At 64.1% G+C, this 24,889-nt stretch carries 26 protein-coding genes, 1 tRNA gene and 1 pseudogene; 21 read left to right on the top strand and 7 right to left on the bottom strand.

Features of this window, described 5'->3' with window-relative positions:
- Positions 1-57: 57 nt before the first annotated feature.
- The 17 genes from ACDI39_RS23990 to ACDI39_RS24070 all read left to right on the top strand — a co-directional run bounded on the left by ACDI39_RS23990 (position 58) and on the right by ACDI39_RS24070 (position 12,934).
- Positions 58-330 (top strand): ribbon-helix-helix domain-containing protein, encoded by a 273-nt coding sequence (locus tag ACDI39_RS23990; RefSeq protein ID WP_225787389.1) that lies wholly within the window; start codon positions 58-60, stop codon positions 328-330.
- A gap of 94 nt (positions 331-424) precedes the next feature.
- On the top strand, positions 425-646 hold the full coding sequence (locus ACDI39_RS23995; protein ID WP_225787390.1) for an FmdB family zinc ribbon protein: 222 nt from the start codon (positions 425-427) through the stop codon (positions 644-646).
- A 94-nt stretch (positions 647-740) separates the two neighbouring features.
- Complete coding sequence (gene aspS, locus ACDI39_RS24000) at positions 741-2,516, top strand: aspartate--tRNA ligase (protein ID WP_225787391.1); 1,776 nt, start codon at positions 741-743, stop codon at positions 2,514-2,516.
- Positions 2,517-2,624: 108 nt separating this feature from the next.
- Entirely contained in the window at positions 2,625-3,377 is a 753-nt protein-coding gene (locus tag ACDI39_RS24005) for a YebC/PmpR family DNA-binding transcriptional regulator (RefSeq protein ID WP_253090635.1), read from the top strand.
- A gap of 194 nt (positions 3,378-3,571) precedes the next feature.
- Entirely contained in the window at positions 3,572-4,096 is a 525-nt protein-coding gene (gene ruvC / locus ACDI39_RS24010; protein ID WP_225787393.1) for a crossover junction endodeoxyribonuclease RuvC, read from the top strand.
- Positions 4,097-4,204: 108 nt separating this feature from the next.
- Positions 4,205-4,822, top strand: a complete 618-nt coding sequence (gene ruvA / locus ACDI39_RS24015; protein WP_225787394.1) for a Holliday junction branch migration protein RuvA — start codon at positions 4,205-4,207, stop codon at positions 4,820-4,822.
- Positions 4,819-5,865 (top strand): Holliday junction branch migration DNA helicase RuvB, encoded by a 1,047-nt coding sequence (gene ruvB, locus ACDI39_RS24020; RefSeq protein WP_225787395.1) that lies wholly within the window; start codon positions 4,819-4,821, stop codon positions 5,863-5,865. The genes ruvA and ruvB overlap by 4 nt, the downstream gene beginning before the upstream one ends.
- Before the next feature lie 125 nt (positions 5,866-5,990).
- Positions 5,991-6,443, top strand: coding sequence for a tol-pal system-associated acyl-CoA thioesterase (ybgC, locus tag ACDI39_RS24025; protein WP_225787396.1), 453 nt, complete (start codon positions 5,991-5,993; stop codon positions 6,441-6,443).
- Between the two features lie 2 nt (positions 6,444-6,445).
- Positions 6,446-7,141, top strand: coding sequence for a protein TolQ (gene tolQ / locus ACDI39_RS24030; RefSeq protein ID WP_225787397.1), 696 nt, complete (start codon positions 6,446-6,448; stop codon positions 7,139-7,141).
- Between the two features lie 14 nt (positions 7,142-7,155).
- The gene (gene tolR, locus ACDI39_RS24035) at positions 7,156-7,608 is read left to right on the top strand and encodes a protein TolR (RefSeq protein WP_084854486.1); all 453 of its coding nucleotides are present in this window, start codon (positions 7,156-7,158) and stop codon (positions 7,606-7,608) included.
- Positions 7,608-8,639 carry a cell envelope integrity protein TolA gene (gene tolA, locus ACDI39_RS24040; protein WP_225787398.1) on the top strand — a complete coding sequence of 344 codons (1,032 nt, stop codon included), beginning with the start codon at positions 7,608-7,610 and terminating at the stop codon, positions 8,637-8,639. The genes tolR and tolA overlap by 1 nt, the downstream gene beginning before the upstream one ends.
- Before the next feature lie 26 nt (positions 8,640-8,665).
- On the top strand, positions 8,666-9,937 hold the full coding sequence (tolB, locus tag ACDI39_RS24045; RefSeq protein ID WP_225787470.1) for a Tol-Pal system beta propeller repeat protein TolB: 1,272 nt from the start codon (positions 8,666-8,668) through the stop codon (positions 9,935-9,937).
- Between the two features lie 53 nt (positions 9,938-9,990).
- Positions 9,991-10,488 (top strand): peptidoglycan-associated lipoprotein Pal, encoded by a 498-nt coding sequence (gene pal, locus ACDI39_RS24050; RefSeq protein ID WP_225787399.1) that lies wholly within the window; start codon positions 9,991-9,993, stop codon positions 10,486-10,488.
- A 6-nt stretch (positions 10,489-10,494) separates the two neighbouring features.
- Entirely contained in the window at positions 10,495-11,301 is an 807-nt protein-coding gene (gene ybgF / locus ACDI39_RS24055) for a tol-pal system protein YbgF (protein WP_225787400.1), read from the top strand.
- A 159-nt stretch (positions 11,302-11,460) separates the two neighbouring features.
- Positions 11,461-12,108, top strand: a complete 648-nt coding sequence (gene queE, locus ACDI39_RS24060) for a 7-carboxy-7-deazaguanine synthase QueE (RefSeq protein ID WP_225787401.1) — start codon at positions 11,461-11,463, stop codon at positions 12,106-12,108.
- A 14-nt stretch (positions 12,109-12,122) separates the two neighbouring features.
- Positions 12,123-12,797: a 7-cyano-7-deazaguanine synthase QueC gene (queC, locus tag ACDI39_RS24065; RefSeq protein ID WP_253079951.1), complete on the top strand. Its 675-nt coding sequence runs from the start codon at positions 12,123-12,125 to the stop codon at positions 12,795-12,797.
- Between the two features lie 61 nt (positions 12,798-12,858).
- Positions 12,859-12,934, top strand: a tRNA-Lys gene (locus ACDI39_RS24070).
- A gap of 773 nt (positions 12,935-13,707) precedes the next feature.
- Here ACDI39_RS24070 and ACDI39_RS24075 read toward each other — a convergent pair.
- The 4 genes and pseudogenes from ACDI39_RS24075 to ACDI39_RS24090 form a co-directional block, all read right to left on the bottom strand.
- Positions 13,708-14,667 (bottom strand): cation diffusion facilitator family transporter, encoded by a 960-nt coding sequence (locus tag ACDI39_RS24075; protein WP_225787403.1) that lies wholly within the window; start codon positions 14,665-14,667, stop codon positions 13,708-13,710.
- A gap of 140 nt (positions 14,668-14,807) precedes the next feature.
- Positions 14,808-15,563: a methyl-accepting chemotaxis protein gene (locus tag ACDI39_RS24080; RefSeq protein WP_410896942.1), complete on the bottom strand. Its 756-nt coding sequence runs from the start codon at positions 15,561-15,563 to the stop codon at positions 14,808-14,810.
- Positions 15,564-15,713: 150 nt separating this feature from the next.
- Positions 15,714-16,928, bottom strand: a pseudogene (locus ACDI39_RS24085) (PDC sensor domain-containing protein); the annotation flags it as partial.
- Between the two features lie 63 nt (positions 16,929-16,991).
- Positions 16,992-17,180 (bottom strand): hypothetical protein, encoded by a 189-nt coding sequence (locus tag ACDI39_RS24090; RefSeq protein WP_225787405.1) that lies wholly within the window; start codon positions 17,178-17,180, stop codon positions 16,992-16,994.
- A 441-nt stretch (positions 17,181-17,621) separates the two neighbouring features.
- Between ACDI39_RS24090 and ACDI39_RS24095 the strand changes: the two genes are divergently transcribed.
- Both ACDI39_RS24095 and nadA read left to right on the top strand, forming a co-directional pair.
- On the top strand, positions 17,622-19,130 hold the full coding sequence (locus tag ACDI39_RS24095; RefSeq protein ID WP_253079953.1) for a YdgA family protein: 1,509 nt from the start codon (positions 17,622-17,624) through the stop codon (positions 19,128-19,130).
- Positions 19,131-19,458: 328 nt separating this feature from the next.
- Entirely contained in the window at positions 19,459-20,517 is a 1,059-nt protein-coding gene (nadA, locus tag ACDI39_RS24100; RefSeq protein ID WP_225787407.1) for a quinolinate synthase NadA, read from the top strand.
- 159 nt (positions 20,518-20,676) lie between these two features.
- Here nadA and ACDI39_RS24105 read toward each other — a convergent pair whose 3' ends face one another.
- On the bottom strand, positions 20,677-22,110 hold the full coding sequence (locus ACDI39_RS24105; protein WP_486537130.1) for a M48 family metalloprotease: 1,434 nt from the start codon (positions 22,108-22,110) through the stop codon (positions 20,677-20,679).
- Between the two features lie 109 nt (positions 22,111-22,219).
- Here ACDI39_RS24105 and ACDI39_RS24110 point away from each other — a divergent pair, with 109 nt between their 5' ends.
- A complete protein-coding gene (locus tag ACDI39_RS24110; RefSeq protein WP_225787409.1) occupies positions 22,220-22,459 on the top strand; it encodes a sulfurtransferase TusA family protein in 240 nt (79 codons plus the stop codon).
- Positions 22,460-22,480: 21 nt separating this feature from the next.
- Positions 22,481-23,551 carry an AI-2E family transporter gene (locus tag ACDI39_RS24115; RefSeq protein ID WP_253080963.1) on the top strand — a complete coding sequence of 357 codons (1,071 nt, stop codon included), beginning with the start codon at positions 22,481-22,483 and terminating at the stop codon, positions 23,549-23,551.
- Positions 23,552-23,629: 78 nt separating this feature from the next.
- Here ACDI39_RS24115 and ACDI39_RS24120 read toward each other — a convergent pair whose 3' ends face one another.
- Both ACDI39_RS24120 and ACDI39_RS24125 read right to left on the bottom strand, forming a co-directional pair.
- Positions 23,630-24,103, bottom strand: a complete 474-nt coding sequence (locus tag ACDI39_RS24120; RefSeq protein WP_225787411.1) for a peroxiredoxin — start codon at positions 24,101-24,103, stop codon at positions 23,630-23,632.
- Between the two features lie 10 nt (positions 24,104-24,113).
- Positions 24,114-24,674 carry a glycine cleavage system transcriptional repressor gene (locus tag ACDI39_RS24125; protein ID WP_225787412.1) on the bottom strand — a complete coding sequence of 187 codons (561 nt, stop codon included), beginning with the start codon at positions 24,672-24,674 and terminating at the stop codon, positions 24,114-24,116.
- Positions 24,675-24,889: the final 215 nt, after the last annotated feature.

The raw sequence follows: 24,889 nt of genomic DNA on the forward strand, positions 1-24,889 counted from the left end.
CTGTTACAGAGCGGCAAGCGGAGCGTTCGCCCAGGAAAATGGCCAGACAAGCACTGTATGGACCCATTCAGGGCTGATTTCGACATGATGCAGGTGCGGCCGGTCTCTCGCTCCGTACGGCTCAACGGCCTGGCCACCTGCCTGCGCCTGGAGGCGGTCTACTGGCGGATCCTGGAGCGTATCGCCGAGGCCAATCGCTGCACGGTCAGCGCCGTGTTGTCGTACGTGGATCGCGAGGTCCACCTGCGCCACGGCGGGGCGAGGAACTTCAGCGGGCTGGTCCGCGTCATCTGCGTCGCCTGGTTGCTCGATCCGCCCAGTGTGCGCTGATCGCGGGCGGGCTGCACTGCTCTCGTTAACCATATATAATCCCGCTTTTTGCTGCCCCGGCAGCCAGCGTTGTTGTGGTTGACGAGAGACACCCATGCCCCTGTATGACTATCAATGTGCATCCTGCGATCACCGGCTCGAGGTGTTGCAGAAGATCAGCGCCGCGCCGCTGACCGATTGCCCGGCATGCCAGGCGCCGGCACTGAAGAAACTGTTGTCGGTGCCAGGCTTTCGACTGAGCGGCACCGGCTGGTACGAGACCGACTTCAAGACCGGGGCGAAAAAGAATCTGGCAGGCGGCGACAAGGCCGACTGAGTTGAATTGCTGTGACCAGGTCTTGCAGTATTAGCCCCTTGGGCGGCCAAGACCTCCACCGAATACACGAATCACGAGAAGCGAAACCACCATCATGATGCGCAGCCATTATTGCGGCCAACTGAACGAGCGCCTGGACGGCCAGGAAGTCACCCTTTGCGGCTGGGTCCATCGTCGCCGCGACCACGGCGGGGTGATCTTCCTCGATATCCGTGACCGCGAAGGCATGGCCCAGGTCGTCTTCGACCCGGATCGCGCCGAGACCTTCGCCGCTGCCGATCGCGTGCGCAGCGAATACGTGGTGCAGGTCACCGGCAAGGTGCGCCTGCGTCCGGCCGGTGCGGTCAACCCGAACATGGCCTCCGGTGCCATCGAGGTGCTGGGCTACGAGCTGAAGGTGCTCAACGAGGCCGAGACGCCTCCCTTCCCGCTCAACGAATATTCCGACGTGGGCGAGGAAACCCGCCTGCGCTACCGCTTCATCGACCTGCGTCGCCCGGAAATGGCCGACAAGCTGCGCCTGCGTTCGCGTATCACCAGCAGCATCCGCCGCTACCTGGACGACAACGGCTTCCTCGACGTCGAGACGCCGATCCTGACCCGCGCCACCCCGGAAGGCGCGCGTGACTACCTGGTGCCGAGCCGTACCCACGCCGGCAGCTTCTTCGCCCTGCCGCAGTCGCCGCAACTGTTCAAGCAGCTGCTGATGGTCGCCGGCTTCGACCGCTACTACCAGATCGCCAAGTGTTTCCGCGACGAAGACCTGCGTGCCGACCGCCAGCCGGAATTCACCCAGATCGACATCGAGACCAGCTTCCTCGACGAAGCCGAGATCATGGGCCTGACCGAGGGCATGATCCGCAAGCTGTTCAAGGAAGTGCTGGACCTGGAGTTCGGCGAGTTCCCGCACATGACCTTCGAGGAGGCCATGCGCCGCTACGGCTCCGACAAGCCTGACCTGCGCATCCCGCTGGAACTGGTCGACGTCGCCGACCAGCTCAAGGACGTCGAGTTCAAGGTCTTCGCCGGCCCGGCCAACGATCCGAAGTGCCGCGTCACCGCCCTGCGCCTGCCGGGCGGCGCCAGCATGCCGCGCAGCCGCATCGACGAATACACCAAGTTCGTCGGTATCTACGGTGCCAAGGGCCTGGCCTACATCAAGGTCAACGAGCGCGCCAAGGGCGTCGAGGGCCTGCAGTCGCCGATCGTCAAGAACATCCCCGAGGCCAACCTGAACGTGATCCTCGATCGCGTCGGCGCGGTCGATGGCGATATCGTGTTCTTCGGCGCCGACAAGGCCAAGATCGTCAGCGAGGCCCTGGGTGCGCTGCGTATCCGCCTGGGCCACGACTTCGAGCTGCTGACCTGCGAATGGGCACCGCTGTGGGTCGTCGACTTCCCGATGTTCGAAGAGAACGACGACGGCAGCTTCACTGCCCTGCACCACCCGTTCACCGCGCCCAAGTGCACCCCCGAGGAGCTGGAGGCCAACCCGGCCGCCGCCTTGTCGCGTGCCTACGACATGGTGCTCAACGGCACCGAGCTGGGTGGCGGTTCTATCCGTATCCACCGCAAGGAAATGCAGCAGGCGGTCTTCCGTCTGTTGGGCATCGACGCCGACGAGCAGCAGGAGAAGTTCGGCTTCCTGCTCGACGCCCTGAAATTCGGTGCGCCGCCCCATGGTGGCCTGGCCTTTGGCCTGGACCGCCTGGTCATGCTGATGACCGGCGCCCAGTCGATCCGTGAAGTGATCGCCTTCCCGAAAACCCAGAGCGCTGCCTGCGTCATGACCCAGGCTCCTGGCATGGTGGATGCCAAGGCCCTGCGCGAGCTGCACATCCGCCTGCGCGAGCAGACCAAGGTCGAGTAAGCGGACCCCGGGCACCCTCGACGGGTGCCCTTGCGCTTTTGCGCAGGATTTCTCGTGTTCCGCCCTCCGGGGCGGAACCTGTTTGTGTTTCAAGGATTCGGAGTCGATATGGCTGGTCATTCCAAATGGGCGAACATCAAGCACCGCAAGGGGCGCCAGGATGCCAAGAGAGGCAAGATCTTCACCAAATGGATCCGCGAACTGACCGTCGCCGCCAAGCAGGGCGGCCCTGACCCGGCGTCCAACCCGCGTCTGCGCCTGGCCCAGGACAAGGCCCTGAGCGCCAACATGAGCCGCGACGTCATCGATCGCGCCATCGCTCGCGGCGCCGGGACCGCCGAGAACGACAATGTCGAGGAACTGACCTACGAAGGTTACGGCCCCGGCGGCGTGGCGATCATGGTCGAGGCCATGACCGACAACCGCAACCGTACCGCGGCGGCAGTGCGCCACGCCTTCACCAAGTGTGGCGGCAACCTGGGCACCGACGGCTCCGTGGCCTACCTGTTCGAGCGCAAGGGGCAGATCAGCTTTGCCGCCGAACTGGGCCTTGAGGAGGACGCGTTGATGGAGGCGGCCCTGGAGGCTGGCGCCGAGGACGTGGTGGCCAATGACGACGGCTCGTTCGAGGTCTTCACCTCGTTCCAGGACTTCTACGCCGTGCGCAGCGCACTGGAAGAGGCCGGCTACAAGAGCTCCGACGCCGAGATCGTGATGCAGCCGAGCACCACCGCCGAGCTGGACCAGGACGGCGCCGAGAAGGTGCTCAGGCTGATCGACATGCTCGAAGACCTGGATGACGTGCAGAACGTCCACTCCAATGCCGAGATTTCCGACGAGATCATGGAAAAACTCGGCTAAGGTGGTCGGGAAGGCACGGGCCAGCCGCGTGGATGCCAGGCGTTCTTGCTGACCCTTCGCGGCGGCCTGGCGTCCCGGTCAGCACCAAGACCCAACACCGCCTGACCTGCCCGTACAGGCTCAGCACTGACAGCAACGGGCCCTGGCCATTCCCGAAGCCCCGGCTTCCCTATTTCCCCGGCATTGCAGGCCTTATGACTTTGATTCTTGGTATCGACCCCGGCTCGCGCATCACCGGCTACGGCGTGGTGCGCCAGGTCGGGCATGGCTGCGAGTACGTGGCGTCGGGCTGCATCCGCACCGGTGGCGGCGAGCTGCAGGAGCGGCTGCAGATCGTGTTTCGTGGCGTGCGTGAGATCATTCGCCTGCATGGCCCTGTGACCATGGGCATCGAGCGGGTGTTCATGGCGCGCAACGCCGATTCGGCGCTCAAGCTCGGTCAAGCCCGGGGCGCGGCCATCGTCGCGGCGGTGGAAGAGGGGCTGGAGATCGCCGAATACAGCGCCAGCCAGGTCAAGCAGGCGGTGGCCGGCACCGGCGGTGCCAACAAGGAGCAGGTGATGCTGATGGTCATGCACTTGCTCAAGCTGACCCAGAAGCCGCAGGTCGATGCCTCCGACGCCTTGGCCATCGCCCTGTGTCATGCCCACACCCGTTCCAGCCTGGTGCCCCACGGCCTGGCCACGGCGCGACGACGCGGCGGGCGCTTGCGTCTGTAGCGGCTTCATGCCCTGATACACATTTTGTCTGGGTGAAGCGTTCACCCGTTGCATTTGCTGATAGGGTTGTCCGGTCGCCGACCGGCGCCCGAGAGGAAGGATCGGAACGTGATTGGACGTTTGCGCGGCACCCTGGCGGAAAAGCAGCCGCCGCACCTGATAGTCGATGTCAATGGCCTGGGCTACGAGCTGGAAGTCCCCATGACGACCCTGTATCGCTTGCCCAAGGTGGGCGAGACGGTGACCCTGCATACCCATCTGGTGGTGCGCGAGGATGCCCATCTGCTGTATGGCTTCTTCGAAAAGCGCGAGCGCGAGCTGTTCCGTGAGCTGATCCGGCTCAACGGCGTGGGGCCCAAGCTGGCCCTGGCCCTGATGTCGGGCCTGGAGGCCGATGAGTTGGTGCGTTGCGTCCAGGCCCAGGACACCTCGGCGCTGGTGCGCGTGCCTGGTGTCGGCAAGAAGACCGCCGAGCGTCTGCTGGTCGAGCTCAAGGACCGCTTCAAGGCCTGGGAAACCTCGCCGGCCATGTTCACCCTGGTCGCCGACGGCCCGCTGCCGGTGTCCAGTCTCTCCAACGCCGAGGCCGATGCGGTCAGTGCGCTGATCTCCCTGGGCTACAAGCCCCAGGAAGCGAGCAAGGCCGTCTCGGCCATCGAAGGCAAGGCCAGCCTGAGCAGCGAAGAGCTGATCCGCCGTAGCCTCAAAGGGATGATCGCCAAGTGATCGAAGCCGACCGACTGATCGCCGCCAGCGGGCGTGACCGCGAGGAAGTCCAGGATCGGGCGATCCGTCCGCTGCGCCTGGAGGAGTACATCGGCCAACCGGTGGTGCGCGAGCAGATGGCGCTGTTCATCCAGGCCGCCCGCGCCCGTGGCGAGTCCCTCGACCACACCCTGATCTTCGGCCCGCCCGGGCTGGGCAAGACCACCCTGGCCAACATCATCGCCCAAGAGATGGGCGTGTCGATCAAGAGCACATCGGGGCCGATCCTCGAGCGCCCTGGCGACCTGGCAGCCCTGCTGACCAACCTCGAACCCCATGACGTGCTGTTCATCGACGAGATCCATCGCCTGTCGCCGGTGGTCGAGGAGGTGCTGTACCCAGCCATGGAGGACTTCCAGCTGGACATCATGATCGGCGAGGGGCCGGCGGCGCGTTCGATCAAGCTCGACCTGCCGCCTTTCACCCTGGTCGGCGCCACCACCCGGGCGGGCATGCTGACCAACCCGCTGCGCGACCGCTTCGGCATCGTCCAGCGCCTGGAGTTCTACAACAACGCCGACCTGGCCACCATCGTCAGCCGTTCCGGCAACATCCTCGGCCTGCCGATCGAAGAGCAGGGCGCCTTCGAGATCGCCCGCCGCGCCCGCGGTACCCCGCGGATCGCCAACCGCCTGCTGCGCCGTGTACGCGATTACGCCGAGGTGCGTGGCAAGGGGCAGATCACCAAGGCAGTGGCCGACATGGCGTTGAACCTGCTGGACGTGGACGAGCGCGGCTTCGACCATTCCGACCGGCGCCTGCTGCTGACCATGATCGAGAAGTTCGATGGCGGCCCGGTGGGGGTCGACAGCCTGGCCGCAGCCATCAGCGAGGAGCGCCATACCATCGAGGACGTGCTCGAGCCGTACTTGATCCAGCAGGGCTACATCATGCGCACACCCCGTGGCCGTGTGGTCACCCGGCACGCCTACCTGCACTTCGGCCTGAACATTCCCGGACGCCTGGCCGAGGGCGGAGATTTTTCCGACCCGGGCGATGAATGACAGATCGAATCGGGTTTTTCGTGGTCCTACCGCTGGCATGCCATCGGCCTGCTGGCAATACGACATTATCGATGAAAAAACAGTTGCCGGGGCGGATTGGCAAGCTGAGGAGTAAGCACTAGAGTATGCGCGCGCAAAATGGCCTGGAACCGTTCGCACACCGCTGTCGCGTCTATTACGAGGACACCGACGCAGGTGGCGTGGTGTATTACGTCAACTACCTGAAATTCATGGAGCGAGCGCGTACCGAACGGCTGCGCCACCTGGGCTTCTCCCAGGCCGAACTGGCCGGCCAGAACCTGTTGTTCGTGGTCCATTCCAGCGAAGCGCGCTACCACGCGCCGGCACGCCTGGACGATACGCTGCGGGTGACCGCGCAAGTGCTTGAATTGAATCGCGCCAGCCTGCGCTTCGTGCAGCAGGTCTGGCGGGAAAAGGATGAAGTGCTGCTCTGCGAAGGGCAGTTCCTGGTGGCCGCCGTGCGCGCCGACACTTTCAAACCCCGGGCCATACCCCCAGAACTGCGCGACGCCTTCCTGGCGGACGGCACGGGTACTCAATCGAACGCAGGAGAATAAGCGTGGAAGCTAACGTCGTCGACCATACCTCCATGTGGAGTCTGGTCAGCAATGCCAGCATCGTGGTGCAGCTGGTGATGCTGACCCTGGTGGCAGCCTCGGTCACCTCATGGATCATGATCTTCCAGCGCAGCAACATGCTGCGCGCCGGTCGTCGTGCGCTGGATACCTTCGAGGAGCGCTTCTGGTCGGGTATCGACCTGTCCAAGCTGTACCGCCAGGCCGGCAGCAACCCCGATCCGGATTCGGGCGTCGAGCAGGTCTTCCGGGCCGGCTTCAAGGAGTTCTCGCGCCTGCGCCAGCAACCTGGCGTCGATCCGGATGCGGTGATGGAAGGCGTGGGCCGTGCCATGCGCGTGGCCATTTCCCGTGAGGAAGAGAAGCTCGAGCAGAGCCTGCCGTTCCTCGCCACCGTCGGCTCCACCAGCCCGTACATCGGCCTGTTCGGTACCGTCTGGGGCATCATGAACTCCTTCCGCGGCCTGGCCAGTGCCCAACAGGCCACCCTCGCCACCGTCGCACCGGGCATCGCCGAGGCCCTGATCGCCACCGCGATCGGCCTGTTCGCCGCGATCCCGGCGGTCATCGCCTACAACCGCTTCTCCGCGCGCAGTGAAGTGCTGATCGGCCGTTACTACACGTTCGCCGACGAGTTCCAGGCGATCCTGCACCGCAAAGTGCACACCAGCGAAGAGTGATCAGGTAGAAGCCCATGGCCCGAGTTCGCCACAAACGCAAGCCGGTCGCCGAGATGAACGTGGTGCCCTACATCGATGTGATGCTGGTGCTGCTGGTCATCTTCATGGTGACCGCCCCCATGCTCAACCAGGGCGTGAAGGTGGACCTGCCCAAGGTTTCCAGCGAAGCCTTGCCGCAGGACAACAACGTTCAGATCCTGACCATTTCGATCAAGGCCGACAAGACCTACTACTGGAACCTCGGCAGCGAAGTCGATACCGACAAGCAGATGGACAAGGCCATGACCTTGCCGGAAATGACCGACGCCGTGACCAAGATCATTGCCGCCGGCCGTGACCAGGGCAAGCAGACCCAGGTCTTCATCCGTGGCGACAAGGCCGTCGACTACGGTGCTGTCATGGGCGCCATGGGCGGGTTGCAGAAGGCCGGTGTCGGAAACGTTGGCCTGATTACCGAGGCGCCCTGATGCAACAGCGAGAGCCATCCGCCTCGGAAAGCTACTTCTGGCCCAGTGTCTGGGCCATCGGCCTGCATGTGCTGGTGTTCGCCATGCTGTTCGTCAGCTTTGCCATGACGCCTGAGCTGCCGCCCTCCAAGCCCATCGTCCAGGCCACGCTCTACCAGCTCAAGTCCAAGAGCCAGGCGACCACCCAGACCAATCAGAAGATTGCCGGGGAGGCGAAGAAAACCGCCTCGCGCCAGACCGAAGTCGAACAGCTGGAGCAGAAGAAGGTCGAGCAGGAGGCCGTGAAGGCTGCGGAACAAAAGAAAGCCGAGGCTGCTCAAAAGGCCGAGCAGGCCCGTGAGGCCGCCGAGGCGAAGAAGGCCGAGGAAGCGGCGAAGGCCGCCGAAGCCAAGAAGGCCGAGGAGGCGAAGAAGGCCGCCGAGAAGCAGCAGGCCGACATCGCCAAGAAGAAAGCCGAGGAAGAAAAGAAGAAGGCTGCCGAGGAGGCCAAGAAAAAGGCCGCCGAAGAAGCCAAGAAGAAAGCGGCCGAGGACGCCAAGAAGAAAGCGGCGGCCGAGGAAGCGAAGAAAAAGGCAGCTGAAGAGGCCAAGAAGAAGGCCGCGGCAGAAGCCCAGAAGAAAAAGGCACAGGAAGCGGCTCGCAAGGCGGCCGAGGACAAGAAGGCACAGGCCCTGGCCGAGCTTCTGTCCGACACCACCGAGCGGCAGCAGGCGCTGGCCGACGAGCAGGGCGACCAGGTGGCCGGCGATTTCGACGACCTGATCCGCATGCGCGCGGCCGAAGGTTGGGCGCGTCCGCCATCCGCACGCAGGGGCATGACGGTAGTCCTGCAGATCAACATGCTGCCGGATGGCACCATCACCAACGTCAGCGTGTCCCGCTCAAGCGGCGACGGCCCGTTCGACAGTTCGGCGGTGGCGGCAGTGAGGAACATTGGTCGACTGACCGAGATGCAGGGCTTGAAGCCGAACGAGTTCAATCCGTATCGTTCATTCAAGATGACATTTACACCTGAGGATCTATCGTTGTGATTAAACTCCTTCGAGGACTGCTGGTCATGCTCTGCTGCGTGGCAGGCATGGCCGTGGCAGAGGAAAAGAACATCCTGGTCACCAGCGGCAGCGACCGGGCAACGCCTATCGCGGTGGTGCCGTTCGGCCTGCAGGGCGGTAGCGTGCTGCCGGAAGACATGGCCGAGATCATCGGCAACGACCTGCGCAACTCTGGCTACTACGCGCCGATTCCACGGCAGAACATGATCAGCCAGCCGACCCAGGCCAGCGAAGTGATCTTCCGCGACTGGAAGGCCCTGGGCGCCCAGTACGTGATGGTCGGCAACATCGTGCCGGCCGGTGGCCGCCTGCAGGTGCAGTACGCCCTGTTCAACGTCGCCACCGAGCAGCAAGTGCTGACCGGCAGCGTCGCCGGCGGCGTCGACCAGTTGCGCGACATGGCCCACTACATCGCCGACCAGTCGTTCGAGAAGCTCACCGGCATCAAGGGGGCGTTCTCCACCCGCATGCTGTATGTGACCGCCGAGCGCTTCTCCACCAACAACACCCGCTACACCCTGCAGCGCTCGGACTACGACGGTGCCCGTGCAGTGACCCTGCTGCAGTCCCGCGAGCCGATCCTGTCGCCGCGTTTCGCCCCGGATGGCAAGCGCATCGCCTACGTGTCGTTCGAGCAGCGCCGGCCGCGCATCTTCATCCAGCACATCGACACCGGCCGCCGCGAGCAGGTCACCAACTTCGAGGGCCTCAATGGTGCCCCGGCCTGGTCGCCTGACGGTTCGCGCCTGGCGTTCGTGCTGTCCAAGGACGGCAACCCGGACATCTACGTGATGAACGTGGCCTCGCGCCAGATCAGCCGCGTCACCGCCGGCCCGGGCATCAACACCGAGCCGTTCTGGGGCAAGGATGGCAACACCCTGTACTTCACCTCCGACCGTGGCGGCAAGCCGCAGATCTACAAGACGTCGGTCAGTGGCGGTGGTGCCGAGCGCGTGACCTTCGTGGGTAACTACAACGCCAACCCGAAACTTTCGGCGGACGAGAAGACCCTGGTGATGATCCATCGCCAGCAGGGTTTCACCAACTTCAAGGTGGCGGCCCAGGACCTGCAGCGCGGAAGTGTAAAGATTCTGTCCGAGACCAGTCTCGACGAGTCCCCCACTGTTGCGCCAAACGGCACCATGCTAATCTACGCCACCCGCCAGCAGGGCCGGGGAGTCTTGATGCTCGTCTCGCTCAATGGACGCGTGAGGCTCCCACTTCCCACCGCTCAAGGCGAAGTCAGAGAACCGTCCTGGTCCCCTTACCTGAACTGATTGCGGCGTAACATTTTTGCTTAACACACTGGGGTTTCATTAGGAGTTTCACGATGGAAATGCTGAAGTTTGGTAAATTCGCTGCGCTGGCCCTGGCCATGGCCGTGGCTGTAGGTTGCTCCTCCAAGGGCGGTGACGATTCTGGCGAAGGTGCTGTCGACCCGAACGCTGGCTACGGCGCCAACACCGGTGCTGTCGATGGCAGCCTGAGCGAAGAAGCCGCCCTGCGCGCAATCACCACCTTCTACTTCGAATACGACAGCTCGGACCTGAAGCCGGAAGCCATGCGCGCCCTGGACGTTCACGCCAAGGACCTGAAAGCCAACGGCAACCGCGTTGTCCTGGAAGGCAACACCGACGAGCGCGGCACCCGCGAGTACAACATGGCTCTGGGTGAGCGTCGTGCCAAGGCCGTTCAGCGCTACCTGGTCCTGCAGGGCGTTTCCCCTGCCCAGCTGGAACTGGTTTCCTACGGTGAAGAGCGTCCGGTTGCCACCGGCCACGACGAGCAGTCCTGGGCTCAGAACCGTCGCGTAGAGCTGCGCAAGTAATTTGCCATGCGTATGTGCCGTCGTGCTGTAACCGTCCTCGCACTCAGCCTGCCGCTTTCGGCATGGGCTGCGGTTCCCGTAGTAGATGACAACGCGGGCGGCTATCCGCCTGCGGGTTATGGCACGAGCGGCGCCTATGCCGGGGTGGGGGCTTCGACTCCCGCCTCTGCACAGGGCCAGCTGTTCATGCAGCTGCAGCAGATGCAGGACCAGATTTCCCGCCAGCAGGGCATCATCGAAGAGCTGCAGAACGATGTGGCCCGCATGAAGCAGGAGAACCTGGAGCGCTACCAGGATCTGGACCGTCGCATCAACAGTGGTGTCGCACCTGCCGCGACTCCCGAGAATTCCTCCACTGGCGGCGCACCGGGTGCCGCCGCCGGTGCTGCCGCTGGCGCCGCCGCCCAACAACCGGCCGCCAGCAGCGAACCAGGTGATCCGGCGAAAGAGAAGCTCTACTACGACGCGGCTTTCGACCTGATCAAGCAGAAGGACTTCGACAAGGCCAGCCAGGCCTTCAACGCCTTCCTGCGCAAGTACCCCAACAGCCAGTACGCCGGCAACGCCCAGTACTGGCTCGGCGAGGTGAACCTGGCCAAAGGCGACCTGCAAGGCGCCGGCCAGGCCTTCGCCAAGGTCAGCCAGCTGTACCCCAAGCACAGCAAGGTGCCTGACTCGCTGTACAAGCTGGCCGATGTCGAACGTCGCCTCGGCCACACCGACAAGGTCAAGGGCATCCTCCAGCAGGTCATCACCCAGTACCCCGGCACCTCCGCCGCGCAACTGGCCCAGCGCGACCTGCAGAAGCTCTGAGCATCGCCGTTCGAAAGAAACCCGCGCTCGTCGCGGGTTTTTTCGTTAGAATCTTGGCCCTTTTACGTAAACACGCTGCCGCGGATAACGCCATGTCGAGTCCGCGACAGTGCCTGACGGAGGCGGATGGCCTGTTCAGCTGTCACGCCCGTGGCGACCATGCAAGACACATTACGCATCACCGAAGTCTTTTACTCTTTGCAGGGTGAAACGCGAACGGCTGGGCTGCCCACCGTTTTCGTGCGCCTGACCGGCTGTCCCCTGCGCTGCCAGTACTGCGACAGTGCCTATGCCTTCAGTGGCGGCAGCATTCGCACCCTCGACTCCATTCTCGAGCAGGTGGCCGGTTTCCGGCCACGCTACGTCTGCGTCACCGGCGGCGAACCGCTGGCCCAGCCCAACGCGCTGCCCTTGCTCGAGCGGCTGTGCGATGCCGGCTACGAGGTATCGCTGGAAACCAGCGGTGCCCTGGACATCTCCCGGGTCGATAGCCGCGTGAGCCGTGTGGTCGACCTCAAGACGCCCGGCTCCGAGGAGGCGCACCGCAACCGCTACGAGAACATCGAGCACCTGACGCGCAACGACCAGGTCAAGTTCGTCATCTGTTCCCGCGAGGACTACGACTGGGCGGTATCGAAGCTGATCCAGTACAACCTCGACCAGCGGGCCGGCGAGGTGCTGTTCTCGCCCAGCCATCACCAGGTCGATGCCACGGCGCTTGCCGACTGGATCGTCGCCGACAACCTGCCCGTGCGCTTCCAGCTGCAGTTGCACAAGCTGCTGTGGAATGACGAGCCGGGCCGCTGACAGGAGAAAAAGACATGACAGAAAAACGCGCGGTAATCCTGCTTTCCGGTGGCCTGGACTCGGCCACTGTGGTGGCCATGGCCAAGGCCGAAGGCTACAGCTGCTACACCATGAGTTTCGACTACGGTCAGCGCCATCGCGCCGAACTCGACGCCGCGGCCCGGGTCGCCCGTGACCTGGGCGTGGTCGAGCACAAGGTGATCGGCCTGAACCTCAACGGTATCGGTGGTTCGGCCCTGACCGACAGCAGCATCGACGTGCCCGAGGCGCCGGGTGACGGCATCCCGGTGACCTACGTGCCGGCCCGCAACACGGTGTTCCTGTCCCTGGCCCTGGGCTGGGCAGAGGTGCTGGAGGCCCGTGACATTTTCATCGGTGTCAACGCCGTGGACTACTCCGGTTACCCGGACTGCCGCCCGGAATTCGTCGAGGCTTTCGAGCGCATGGCCAACCTGGCGACCAAGGCCGGGGTCGAGGGGCAGGGCTTCCGTATCCAGGCACCGCTGCAGAACTTGAGCAAGGCGCAGATCATCCAGGCCGGTATCGCCCGTGGCGTGGACTACAGTCTTACGGTTTCCTGCTACCAGGCCGACGATCAGGGCCGCGCTTGCGGCAAATGCGACAGCTGCCGCCTGCGCGCCGAAGGCTTCAAGGCGGCCGGTGTCGAGGATCCGACGAACTATTTTTGAAAAAAGTTGCGATGGGGTGTTGATTTCCCGTTAGAAATCAGTATTATACGCGCCATCCAACGGGTCGTTAGCTCAGTTGGTAGAGCAGTTGGCTTTTAACCAATTGGTCGAAGGTTCGAGTCCTTCACGACCCACCATATATATGAAATAGCCCACCTATCATGGTGGGCTATTTCATTTCTGCTCCAGAAAAATCAAGGGTTTGGGCTCATGCGGCGGGTGACGGCTGCTGTATTGCGTTCCCTGGTTCCAGATCCATTTGATCTTTCTCGGGGGCTCAGTGATTGTCTTACCGTTATGGCATCGGGTATACCTTGATGCTACCTAGCTATCATGGAGTGGCGGGAAGTGGATGCCTCCAAGCGATTGGCTGAGTGCCAGAGTTGCCGTCACCAAATGGTGCCAAGGGTCGTCTTCAGGGATGGGGAGCCTTCGTACTCCATCTGCCCATTTTGTGGCCAGAAGTACAAGGATTTTATCGCGCCAAGCGCGTGGGCTTTTCCGTTGGGGCTCTTCTTGGGCCGATTATGGAAGATGGCGCCTGTCGAGGGTGGGTTCGTCAAGTTGATGGCGAGGTTTCGCCTGGGCGTAAAGCCTGCAAAACTTATTTTTTGTGCTTTGAAAGTGGCTTTCATATTTTGGCTTTTGGCCAGGCGTTGAGGTCAATGCCAGTCGGTTAAGTGGCATTGGGGCTGCGCTGCAGCCCATCGCCGGCAAGCCGGCTCCCACAGAGGGGCTCTGCATGGCCCGTGATTTTTGAGCGCCGCCGGTCTTGTGGGAGCCGGCTTGCCGGCGATGGGGCGCGAAGCGGCCCCCAAAATGGCAACTGAAATATTTTCCCTGTCGAAGAACGGATGGCCTGCACGGTGATGCCCGTGCTCCCTGCAAGCCGCTCGCGATTGCCGGTGTTCTACTCGGCCCATTCCGGGTCGCCGGTGAACACCACCGTGAGCCAGCGATCCGGCCCTTCGCCGCCGATGGCCGCGCCGATCTCGTCGCGCAGGGCGTCCCACTCGGCGATCGTCCTGGCTGCCAGGGTGGCCGGTACGATGAAGTACAGTTCGATCTCCCGCGAGCGTCCGACCTTGGCGACATAGGCACGATAGGATTGCAGGCCGTGCCGGCTGACGAAGGTCTGGGCGACTTCGTCGACATGCTGCTTCAGGTCGCTCGGGGTCACCAGGAACATGTCCGCCAGCGCCTGGCGCACCACCGACATCGGCAGCGGGATGATGACCAGGCAGACCAGGGCCAGCACGGCTGGGTCGATGTACGGCGAGAGCCATTGCCACTTCGTGCCCTGCACCGCATAGCCGAAACAGAAGGCGACCAGTAGCGCGGCGGTGATGCTGGCCGACATCACCCAGCCCTTGACGTCCATGCGCACGAAGTCAGAGCCGATCCCACGGTTGGCGCGGGCCTCGACGACGGCGATGGCCACGCAGGCGGCGACGGTGACCAGCGCATAGACCAGCGCCACGCCGAATTCCAGTTCACGGCCGCCTTCGAGCAGGCTGCTGACGGCGTTGATCAAGGCATAGATGGCCACGCCAGTGAGCAGGATGCCATTGAGTGCCAGGACCATCGGCTCCAGGTGCCAGAACCCCATGGTGAAGCGTTCGCGCAGCTTGCGTGAGAGCTGCGTGGCCCTGGCGTGGGCGGTGATCAACCTGACCACCACCAGGGACAGGCCGCTCATGCTGGCGTCGACCAGCGAATACACGCCGTCGAAAATGATTGAGAACGAGCCCGAGGCCAGACCGAAAGCGATGCCGATGCTGGCGATGAACAGGGTCACGGCGATGGACATGCGTAGCAGGCCCTGTTCGCTATTCAGGTCGAAGAGTGGGGTTTTGCTCGGTGTTTCCATGATCGGGCTCATTCAGGTGGTGCCGGGGTGCTTGTACTGGTCCATTCGCGGGCAAGCCCGCTCCCACGCAGACCGCGCCGTTCCTGAGAGCGGTACCGAGCCTGTGGAAGCGGGCTTGTCCGCGAATGGGCCGCTACAGGCTAGACGCGAAACTGTTCCATCAATGCCTGTTGCTGGTTGGCCAGGCGGTTCAGTGCCTGGCTGATCTGTGCCGACTCGTCCGCCTGGCCAGACAGCGACTCGGTCACGTCGCGGATGCCAGCCACGTTGCGGTTGACCTCCTCGGCCACGGCGCTCTGTTCCTCGGCGGCCGAAGCGATCTGCAGGTTCATGTCGCTGATCACCGCCACCGCCTCGCCGATACGCTGCAGGGCGGGCAGGGCCTGTTCCATTCGCGTGGCGCTGTCCTGAGCCTGGCGCTGGCTCTCGTTCATGGCGCCGACCACGTCATGGGTACCTTGTTGCAGGCCTTCGATCACCTGGCGGATCTCCTCCACCGAGACCTGGGTACGTTGGGCCAGGCTGCGCACTTCGTCGGCGACCACGGCGAAGCCACGGCCGGCTTCGCCTGCACGGGCAGCCTCGATGGCGGCGTTGAGCGCCAGCAGGTTGGTCTGCTCGGCGATGGTCCGGATCACCTCGAGCACCGAGCCGATCTGCTCGCTACGCCCTGCCAGCGAACGGGCCTGGCCCATGGCCGTGTCCATGTCGTCCGCCAGCCGGTCGATGGCCTGGCGGGTGGCGGCGACCAGTTCCAGGCCCTCGCGCGTGGCCTGGTCGGCACCGCGCGCGGCTTGGGCCGCCTGGGCCGCGTTATGGGCGACGTCGTGGGCGGTGGCGCTCATCTCGTTGGCGGCGGTGGCTACTTGCTCGATCTCCCGCTGCTGCTGTTGCATGCCGCTGCTGGTCTGGCTGGCGATGGCGGCAGACTGGTCGGCGGTGCCGCGGGCTTCCTGCAGCGAGCCCTTGACCTGGGCGATCACCGGCTGGAGCTTGTCGAGGAAGCGGTTGAACCACGCGCTCAACTGGCCCAGTTCGTCGTCCCTGGCATAGTCCAGGCGCCGGGTCAGGTCGCCTTCGCCGCTGGCGATGTCGCGCAGGCGCTCGGCCACGGCGAGAATCGGCCGGGTCACGCCCCGGGCGGTCAGCCAGACCAGCAACAGCCCGAGCACGGCGGCGGCCAGGCCGATCAGCAGGCTGGTGAGGTTGGCCTGTTGGTTGTACGCGTCCAGGCGCTGGTTGAGGGCGATGGCTGGCGCCTGCAGCACGGGCTCCGGGAGTTCCAGCAGCACCTGCCAGGGCGCTGCGTCGGGGATCGGCGCGAATGGCCGGGAGATGTGCATCAGGCCGTCATCCAGACGCTCCAGCGCCTGGCCGGTGCGCAGGGTGTCGGCCAGGGAGCGGTCGTCGAAGGCCTGCTCCAGCGGCTTGCTCAATTGCGTATTGTCGCGGCTGTGCCCGGCCAGCAGGCCTGCGGGGCTGACGATACTGACCTCTCCCCGGCCGTCGAACAGTTCCTGGCGACCGGCCAGGCTCAATTGCTGCAGGTTGTCCAGGCCGATGTCCAGGCCGACCACGCCGATCACCTTGCCACCCTCCAGCAAGGGCAGGGCGATGCTGGTCATCAGTACCTGGTGGCCGTTGACCTCGTCGAAATACGGGTCGAGCACGCAGGCCCTGGCCGTTTCCTGGGGGCAGGTCAGCCAGCGGTTGTAGGGCGAGCCGTTGGCGGCGGGGCTGGTATCGGCGAGCATCGATTCGGGCATGGCCTCGGCCTCCAGGGTGCCGGGGCGGGGTTGCGACCAGTACAGCGAGAAGCGGCCGCTGTCGTTGCTGCCCAGTGCGTCCTGGCCGATGAAGCGGGTGTCCTGCTGGTCCAGGGCGTCGGGTTGGAATACCAGGTACAGGCCGATCAGCTCCGGGTTCGCGGCCAGTGCGGCGCGCGCCTGGGTGACCAGTTCGCTGCGCAGGTCGGTATTGCCATGCGCCTTGAGTACCTGCACCAGGCGGGCGAAGCCGTTGCCGTACTGATAGGCATCCATGAAGTAGCGCTCGATGCGCAGGGCCTGGGTCTCGGCGTGGGCCTGCAGGCGCAGGCGGGCACCATGGTCGAGTAGCTCGGTGTTGGCTTGGAAGACCTGCACCGCACTACGCCGGGCCTGGGTCAGCGACGTGGCCACCAGCAGGGCGACGATGGCCACCAGGCACAGGCCGGCGAGGAGGGTGATCTTCCATTGGATGGAGAGGCGGCGCAGGGGCATGGGGCTTTCCTTCTCGATCGAAGACAACGCCCGCGCTCTGGCGCGGGCGTTGTCGGCAGGGTCTCATTCGGCGATATAGCTCGGTGGCGCTACCCGGAAGGCCTTTGTCAGCCAGGTCAGGTATAGCACGCCAACCACGACGATATTCACTGCCGGCGTCTTGTGGCGCGGGTGCAGGCGGGCGAACAGCCGCCGGGGATCACCTTCTGCGGCGGGTGACGGGCGCGGCAAGGGCGAGCGGGTGGGCTCCATGTTGTTCACCTTTCTTGTAGGAGCGGGAGCTGGCGCGGCGGGTTTGCCTGTATCAGGGCTGGCAGGGGGGCAACGTAGGAGGTGGCGCGTGAGGGCAGGGGCGGATGGGGGTCATGGCAGCGCTGTTCTTCTTCGTTATGTTGGGCGCGGAGCTGGGTGGGAAAAATAAAAAACGAAAGGTGTCTATGTGTCAAGTGTAATACGACAAATTATTACTTTTACAGAAAATTATCGGTGTGTTTAACGATTTAATTAGGGGTTTTTGCATGTAAAAGGTGATTTATATAGATTTTTGCGTTCAAAAAAATTAACGATTGCGACGCAAGGTGCAATTTCCCAGGCAGGGCCGCCGCCCGTGCTGCGGACAATGGTAATCTTGGTGCACCGCGTCGCGCCCTGTGCCGCGCATCCCGCCCTTATGGACAGCAATCGGTTCTATTCATGAAGAAATCAGTAGGCATCCTTTCCGGCCTGGCCGTTGTCATCGCCGTCGCAACCACTGCTGGCGCCTGGTACACCGGCACGCACCTGCCCGCGGAACTGGAGCGCTCCGTCGCCCGTGGCAACGAGCAGTTGCAAAAGACCATGGCCGGCACCGGTGGCAGCATGACCCTCGAACTGGCCTCGCTCGAGCAGCGCTTTTTCACCAGTACCGCGCACTACCGGCTCAAGGCCAAGGATGTCTGGCTGGGCGAGGGCGAGCCGCTGAACTTCGATCTCGGTATCGTTGACCAGATCGAGCACGGCCCGTTTCCCTGGTCGCGGATCAAGGCCCTGAAGCTGATGCCGGTCATGGCCACCAGCAACAGCGTGCTGGAGAAGGACGACTTCACCGCAGCCTGGTTCACTGCCGCTGGCGACAAGACACCATTGGCCGGCCAGGTCAGCCTGGGCTATGGCGGCGGCATCGAGAGCGACATCCGCCTGGCGCCACTCAAGCTCAGCGAGGAGAACGGCAGCACCCTCGACTTCTCTGGCATGCAACTGCTGCTGCGTGGCGATCGCGACGGCAAGGTGGTGAAGATCGACGGTCACGCCGACAGGCTGGAGATGAACCTGGCCGGTGACGAGCATCCGCCGATCAAGTTCCTGCTCAACGGCTTCAAGGTCGATGGTGACCTGGCCGGGATCGGCCACGACATGATCTACGTGGGCAACCTCGACCTGGCCCTGGCCGAGACCCAGGTCACCCTCGGGCCGCAGCAGGATGTACTGGTGCTCAAGGGGCTGGAGCAGAACAACCGCTACGACGCCGAAGGCCAGGACAAGCTGTCCGGCCGCCTGGAATACAAGGTCGCCGATATCACTTATGCCGGCCGTGCCGTGGGCAGCGGGGAGATGGTCTGGACCATGAAGTCCCTGGATATCCCGGCCATGCAAGCGCTGCTCGCCTGGTACCAGACCAAGATGCCGCAGGTGCAGCAGGCTGCCGCCCAGGGTGAGCCCCTGCCGTCGCTCGACATGACTGCCCAGGAGCAGGCCAAGGTCCAGGCCGATCTGCAGAAGATGCTCGCCGCCAAGCCACAGTTGGCCCTGGAGAACCTGTCGTTCAAGACAGCCAATGGCGAGAGCCGTTTCAACCTGGCGGTCGACTTGGCCAGCCCCACGTCCTTCGACTTGCCGCCTGAGCAGTTGGGCAAGCAATTGGTCACCCGCTTGCAGGGCAAGCTGACACTGTCCAAGCCGATGATCGGCGACCTGGCGACCCTGCAGGCGCTGCTCGAGGGCCAGACCGATGCCCAGTTCATCGCCCGGCAGTCCAGCCAGGCGGGCGAAATGGTCGGCATGATGGCGCTGCAGAGCGGCATGGCCACGGTCGAGGGCGACGATGTGGTATCGAGCCTGCACTATGCCGATGGCATGGTCGATTTCAACGGCCGGAAGATGACCGTCGAGGAGTTCGCCATGCTTCTCAATGCCCACCTGGCTGCGTTGGCGCCGCAGGGCTGATACCCCCGGTGGTGTTCTGCGCCCTTTTAGCGACACAAGGCCGCTCCCACACAGCGCTGATGACAAAACAGCGCCAGTTTGTGGGAGCAGGCCTGTCGAGGCGCCGAACCGCCACGAATAGACCAGGAAGATTGCCCTGACCCACTCGCCCGGTAAAAAGCGCTTTTGAATTGTCTCGATTGTCTGTAGCCTTCGGCGTCCGATAATAATCCGTGCCCGCAGATGGGCCGCGATGGCCCGCCTGGCCATCCGGCACCTGTTAGCCGATCTGCCAGGGCCGGGTGTTACACTCGATTGACGCGCACATGCGCCCGCAGGTCCAGCGATCATGACCCAGATTTCCGAACGCCTGTTGGTTCAAGCCCATCTTGATGCCAAGCAGCCCAATCCGCTGACGCCCGAGCAGGAGGCCGAATACCGTGCGGCCATCGCTGCCGAACTCAAGGCCCAGAATGCCGTTCTGGTCGCCCACTACTACTGCGACCCGGTGATCCAGGCACTGGCCGAGGAGACCGGTGGCTGCGTATCCGACTCGCTGGAGATGGCCCGTTTCGGCAAGAACCACTCGGCCAGCACCGTGGTGGTCGCGGGGGTGCGCTTCATGGGCGAGACGGCGAAGATCCTCACCCCGGAAAAGCGTGTGCTGATGCCGACCCTGGACGCCACCTGCTCCCTTGACCTGGGGTGCCCGGTGGAAGAGTTCTCGGCCTTCTGTGACCAGCATCCGGAGCGTACCGTGGTGGTGTATGCCAACACCTCGGCAGCGGTGAAGGCGCGGGCCGACTGGGTGGTGACTTCCAGTTGCGCGCTGGAGATCGTCGAGAGCCTCATGGACAACGGCGAAACCATCATCTGGGGCCCGGACCAGCACCTGGGCCGCTACATCCAGAAGCAGACCGGTGCCGACATGCTGCTCTGGGATGGCGCTTGCATCGTCCACGAAGAATTCAAGTCGCGCCAGCTGGCGGACATGAAGGCGCTGTACCCGGACGCGGCGATCCTGGTCCATCCCGAGTCGCCTGAGTCGGTGATCGAACTGGCCGACGCGGTGGGCTCCACCAGCCAGTTGATCAAGGCTGCCCAGACCCTGCCGAACAAGACCTTCATCGTCGCCACCGACCGTGGCATCTTCTACAAGATGCAGCAGTTGTGCCCGGACAAGGAATTCGTCGAGGCCCCCACCGCCGGCAATGGCGCCGCCTGCCGCAGTTGCGCCCATTGCCCGTGGATGGCCATGAACACCTTGGAGCGCACCTTGGATTGCCTGCGCAAGGGCAGCAACGAGATCTTCGTCGATCCGGCGCTCATCCCCAAGGCGATCAAGCCGCTCAACCGTATGCTCGACTTCACCCAGGCGGCGCGGCTGAAGCTATCCGGCAACGCGTGAGGCAAGGGGCCGCTTCGCGCCCCATCGCTGGCAAGCCAGCTCCCACAGGGTCTCTGCAGAGCACATGATTGGTGAACGCCGCAGACCCCATGTGGGAGCTGGCTTGCCAGCGATGGGGCGCGAAGCGGCCCCAAATGGCGGCTGAACACGCGCTACACCTTAGCGCATCATCTCCTTGACCATCCGCTGCTGCTCGAGGATCTCCCGCTGGCGCGCATCGATCTGCGAGGCCAGCGGGAAGTTGCCGCCTGCGCGGCGTTTGGCGTAATCCAGTTGCTGGATGGCCTGGTCGAAGTCGCCCACCAGGGTGAAGTACTCGGCCCGGGCCCGGTGCAGGCCGATGGTGTTGCCAGACAGACCGCGCACCTCAGCGATGTCGTACCACACGTCCGGGTCATAGGGGCGGCTCTTGACCAGGCTGTCCAGCACCTTCTCCGCCTCGGCCGGACGGTTCTGCTTGACCAGCAGGTCGGCGCGCACCTGCTGCAGCGGGTAGCTGCTCGGGTACAGCGCACTCAGCCGCTCGACACGTTGTTGGGCATCAGCCAGGCGGTTGTTGGTGATCTCCAGATCGATCTGCACCAGGTTGTAGGTGAGGTCATTGGGCGCCTTGGCCAGCAGGGGCTTGAGGTTCTCCCGCGCTTCGTTGAGCCGGCCGCCTTTGATCTGGGCGATCGCCAGGCCATAGCGCGCCGCATCCATGTTCGGATTCTCATCGAGCTGGGCGCGGAAGCGCTTGGCCGCCAGGCCCGGCGTGCCTTCGTAGATCAGTGCCACGCGGGCGCGGATCAACTGGTAGCGCTGGCTGTCCTCGATGCCCCCCTTGGGCGCCTGCTCGGCACGGTTGCGGGTGTCGGCGATACGCGACTCGGTGACCGGGTGGGTAAGGAGGAATTCCGGTGGCTTGGCGTCGTAGCGATACTGGCGGGCCAGGCGCTCGAACATGGTCGGCATGTTGCGTGGGTCATACCCGGCACGCTCCAGGTTCTGGATGCCGATGCGGTCGGCTTCCTGCTCGTTCTGCCGGGAGAAGCGCCGCTGCTCCTGGATGGCCGCCGCCTGGGTTCCGGCGATCACGCCGATGCCGGCATCGCCCCCGCCCCCTGCCGCCAGCACGATACCGGCCAGCAGCGCTGCCATCATCGGCAACTGCATGCGCTGCTGGGCCTCGACGCCGCGGGCGAAGTGGCGCTGGGACAAGTGCGCCAGTTCGTGGGCCAGCACCGAGGCGTACTCGCCCTCGGTCTGGGCGTTGAGGAACAGGCCGCCGTTGACCCCGACGATGCCGCCGGGCGCGGCGAAGGCGTTGAGCTCGCGGCTGTCGATGAGGATGAATTCCAGGCGTCGGTCCTGCAGCTGGCTGGTTTCGGCTAGCTTGTAGACGCTGGTCTCGACGTAGTCCTTGAGCTGGGGGTCGTTCAACTGGTTGACCTGGCCGCGCAGCAGACTCAGCCAGGCCCGGCCCAGTTGATGCTCCTGCTGTGGCGAAACGATCGCGGAACTGGCGTCACCCAGTGACGGCAGGTCGTCGGCATGGCCGGGAAGGGCCATCAGGCAGGCCAGCGTCAACAGGGTAGGGCGCAGTAGATTCATGCACGAAGCTCGCGTCGGTCAAAGAGCTCTACTGTAGCCGGCTCGCACGTTGACGACCAGTGGCGCTATCCTAGCGGATTGCCCCGCCATGCCCTTGGAGAAACCCTCGATGAGCGACACCCCGACCTGCGACGCCGAACTCGACGCCAGCGGCCTGAATTGCCCCCTGCCGCTGCTCAAGGCGAAGATGGAGCTCAACCGCCTGGCCAGCGGCGCGGTGCTCAAGGTGGTCGCCACCGATGCCGGCTCCCAGCGCGACTTCCGCACCTTTGCCCAGCTTGCCGGTCATACGCTGCTGCGTGAAACGGCCGAGGCGGGCGTCTACACCTACTGGCTGCGCAAGGCCTGAGTCTTTTCCCAAGGATCGTCAATGTTCAAAGTGCTTCGTGACTGGATGCAGCGCTACTTCTCCGATGAGGAGGCAGTGGTGCTGGCGGTCCTGCTGTTCCTGGCCTTCACTGCTGTGCTGACCCTGGGTGGCATGCTCGCGCCGGTCCTGGCCGGGATGGTGTTGGCGTTCCTCATGCAGGGGCTGGTCAATGCTTTGGAGCGCCTGAAGGTGCCGACCCGGCTGGCGGTATGGCTGGTGTTCGCCCTGTTCATGGGCGCGTTGGCGGTATTCCTGCTGGTGCTGGTGCCGTTGCTCTGGCACCAGTTGATCACCTTGTTCAACGAGCTGCCGGGCATGCTCGGCAAGTGGCAGTCGCTGCTGCTGTTGCTACCGGAGCGCTACCCGCACCTGGTGTCCGACGAGCAGGTGCTGCGCGCCATCGAGTCGGTGCGCGGCGAGATCGGCAAGTTCGGCCAGTGGGCCCTGACGTTCTCCCTGTCGAGCCTGCCCTTGCTGGTCAATGCGATGATCTACCTGGTGCTGGTGCCGATCCTGGTGTTCTTCTTCCTCAAGGACCGCGAGCTGATCGCCCGCTGGGTCAGCGGTTACCTGCCCCGCGAGCGCACCTTGCTGAACCGGGTGGGGGACGAGATGAACCGGCAGATCGCCAACTACATCCGCGGCAAGGGCATCGAGATACTGATCTGTGGTATCGCCACCTATATCGCCTTCATCAGCCTGGGCCTCAACTATGCCGCCTTGCTGGCGCTGCTGGTGGGGCTGTCGGTGGTGGTGCCCTACGTGGGCGCGGTGGTGGTGACCGTGCCGGTGACCTTGATCGCGCTGTTCCAGTGGGGCTGGGGCGATGAGTTCATCTACCTGATGATGGTGTACGCGATCATCCAGGCGCTGGATGGCAACGTGCTGGTGCCGCTGCTGTTCTCCGAGGCGGTCAGCCTGCACCCGGTGGCGATCATTTGCGCGGTGCTGCTGTTCGGCGGATTGTGGGGCTTCTGGGGGATCTTCTTCGCCATCCCGCTGGCGACCCTGTTCAAGGCCGTGCTCGATGCCTGGCCGCGGCAGGAGCCCTCGGTCGCGCCGATGCTCTAGCTGCACGCTACAAGCCGCAAGCTGCAAGTAAAAGCAGATCGCGTTGACGCCGCTTTACTTGTAGCTTGCAGCTTGGCCCTAGCGCTGGTTCAGGGCCTGGGCTGCCGCCAGTACGGCTTCGACATGGCCGGGGACCTTCACGCCGCGCCATTCCTGGCGCAGCACACCGTCCTTGTCGATCAGGAAGGTGCTGCGGTCCACGCCCATGTATTCCTTGCCGTAGAGCTTCTTGAGCTTGATCACGTCGAACAGCTGGCACAGCGCCTCGTCCTTGTCGCTGATCAGCTCGAAGGTAAAGCCCTGCTTGGCCTTGAAGTTCTCGTGGGATTTGATGCCATCGCGGGACACACCGAACACCACGGTGTTGGCGGCCTTGAAAGCCTCGTGATGGTCGCGGAAACCCTGGCCCTCGGTGGTGCAGCCGGGGGTACTGTCCTTGGGGTAGAAATACAGCACCACCTGCTGGCCCTTGAGGGCAGAAAGGCTGACGGCCTGGCCGCTGGTAGCCTGGGCCTGAAAATCGGCAACGGGTTGGTCGAGTGCTACGGCCATGGGAGCTTCCTTACATGGGGTTCTGTGGGCGCCAGGGTTCGATCAGCGCGTCCAGGTTCAGGGCGTCGGCGAAGTCGAGGAACTGGTCGCGCAGCCAGCTGATCTGCGTGCCGGCCGGCAGGATCACGGTGAACTGGGCATTGAGCATGCTGCTGCCGGTCTGCGGTGCCAGGTAGGTGTCGCAGGTCATGCTTTCCAGCTCGACGCGGTGGTCGAGGAAGAACTGGCACAGCTCGCTGACGATGTCCGGGCGATAGGCCGCGCTGACATAGGCCACGTAGGGCAGGGCCTGCGGGCGGACCTCCTGGTCGGCGCTGCGTACCACGTCGAGGGTCAGGCCGTGCTTTTTACCCAGGCTCGGCAGGGCTGTCTCCAGGCGCGCCAGGGCGTCCCAGCTGCCGCCGACCTGCAGCACCAGGGCGCTGGTCTCGCCGTGGCGGGTCAGGCGCGAGGTGACCACCGCGCAACGATTGTCGAAGGCGGCACGGCTCAGGACATTGGCCAGCTCCATGGGGTTGGGGCCCAGGGCGCTGATGACGAGGAATTGTTCGCGGACGGTGGGGGTGGACATGCAGCATTCCTAAAGCGATGAGCGGTCGGCGCAGGACGGGGACAAGCCTCCGGTTGCGCCAGGGCCAGGAGCCGGCTTGGCGGTCGTGGACGCTGGCGGGGAGCACCGTCGACGGCCCGGCGGGCCGCGTTGCACCGATCAAAGGATCAAGGGTAGCGAAAAGCGGCGCGAAGGGGAATGCTCCGCCCGCCTGCTTCGCTTGTGCAAGGCCGATG

The sequence above is a fragment of the Pseudomonas sp. Tun-23181 genome, assembly GCF_057415455.1.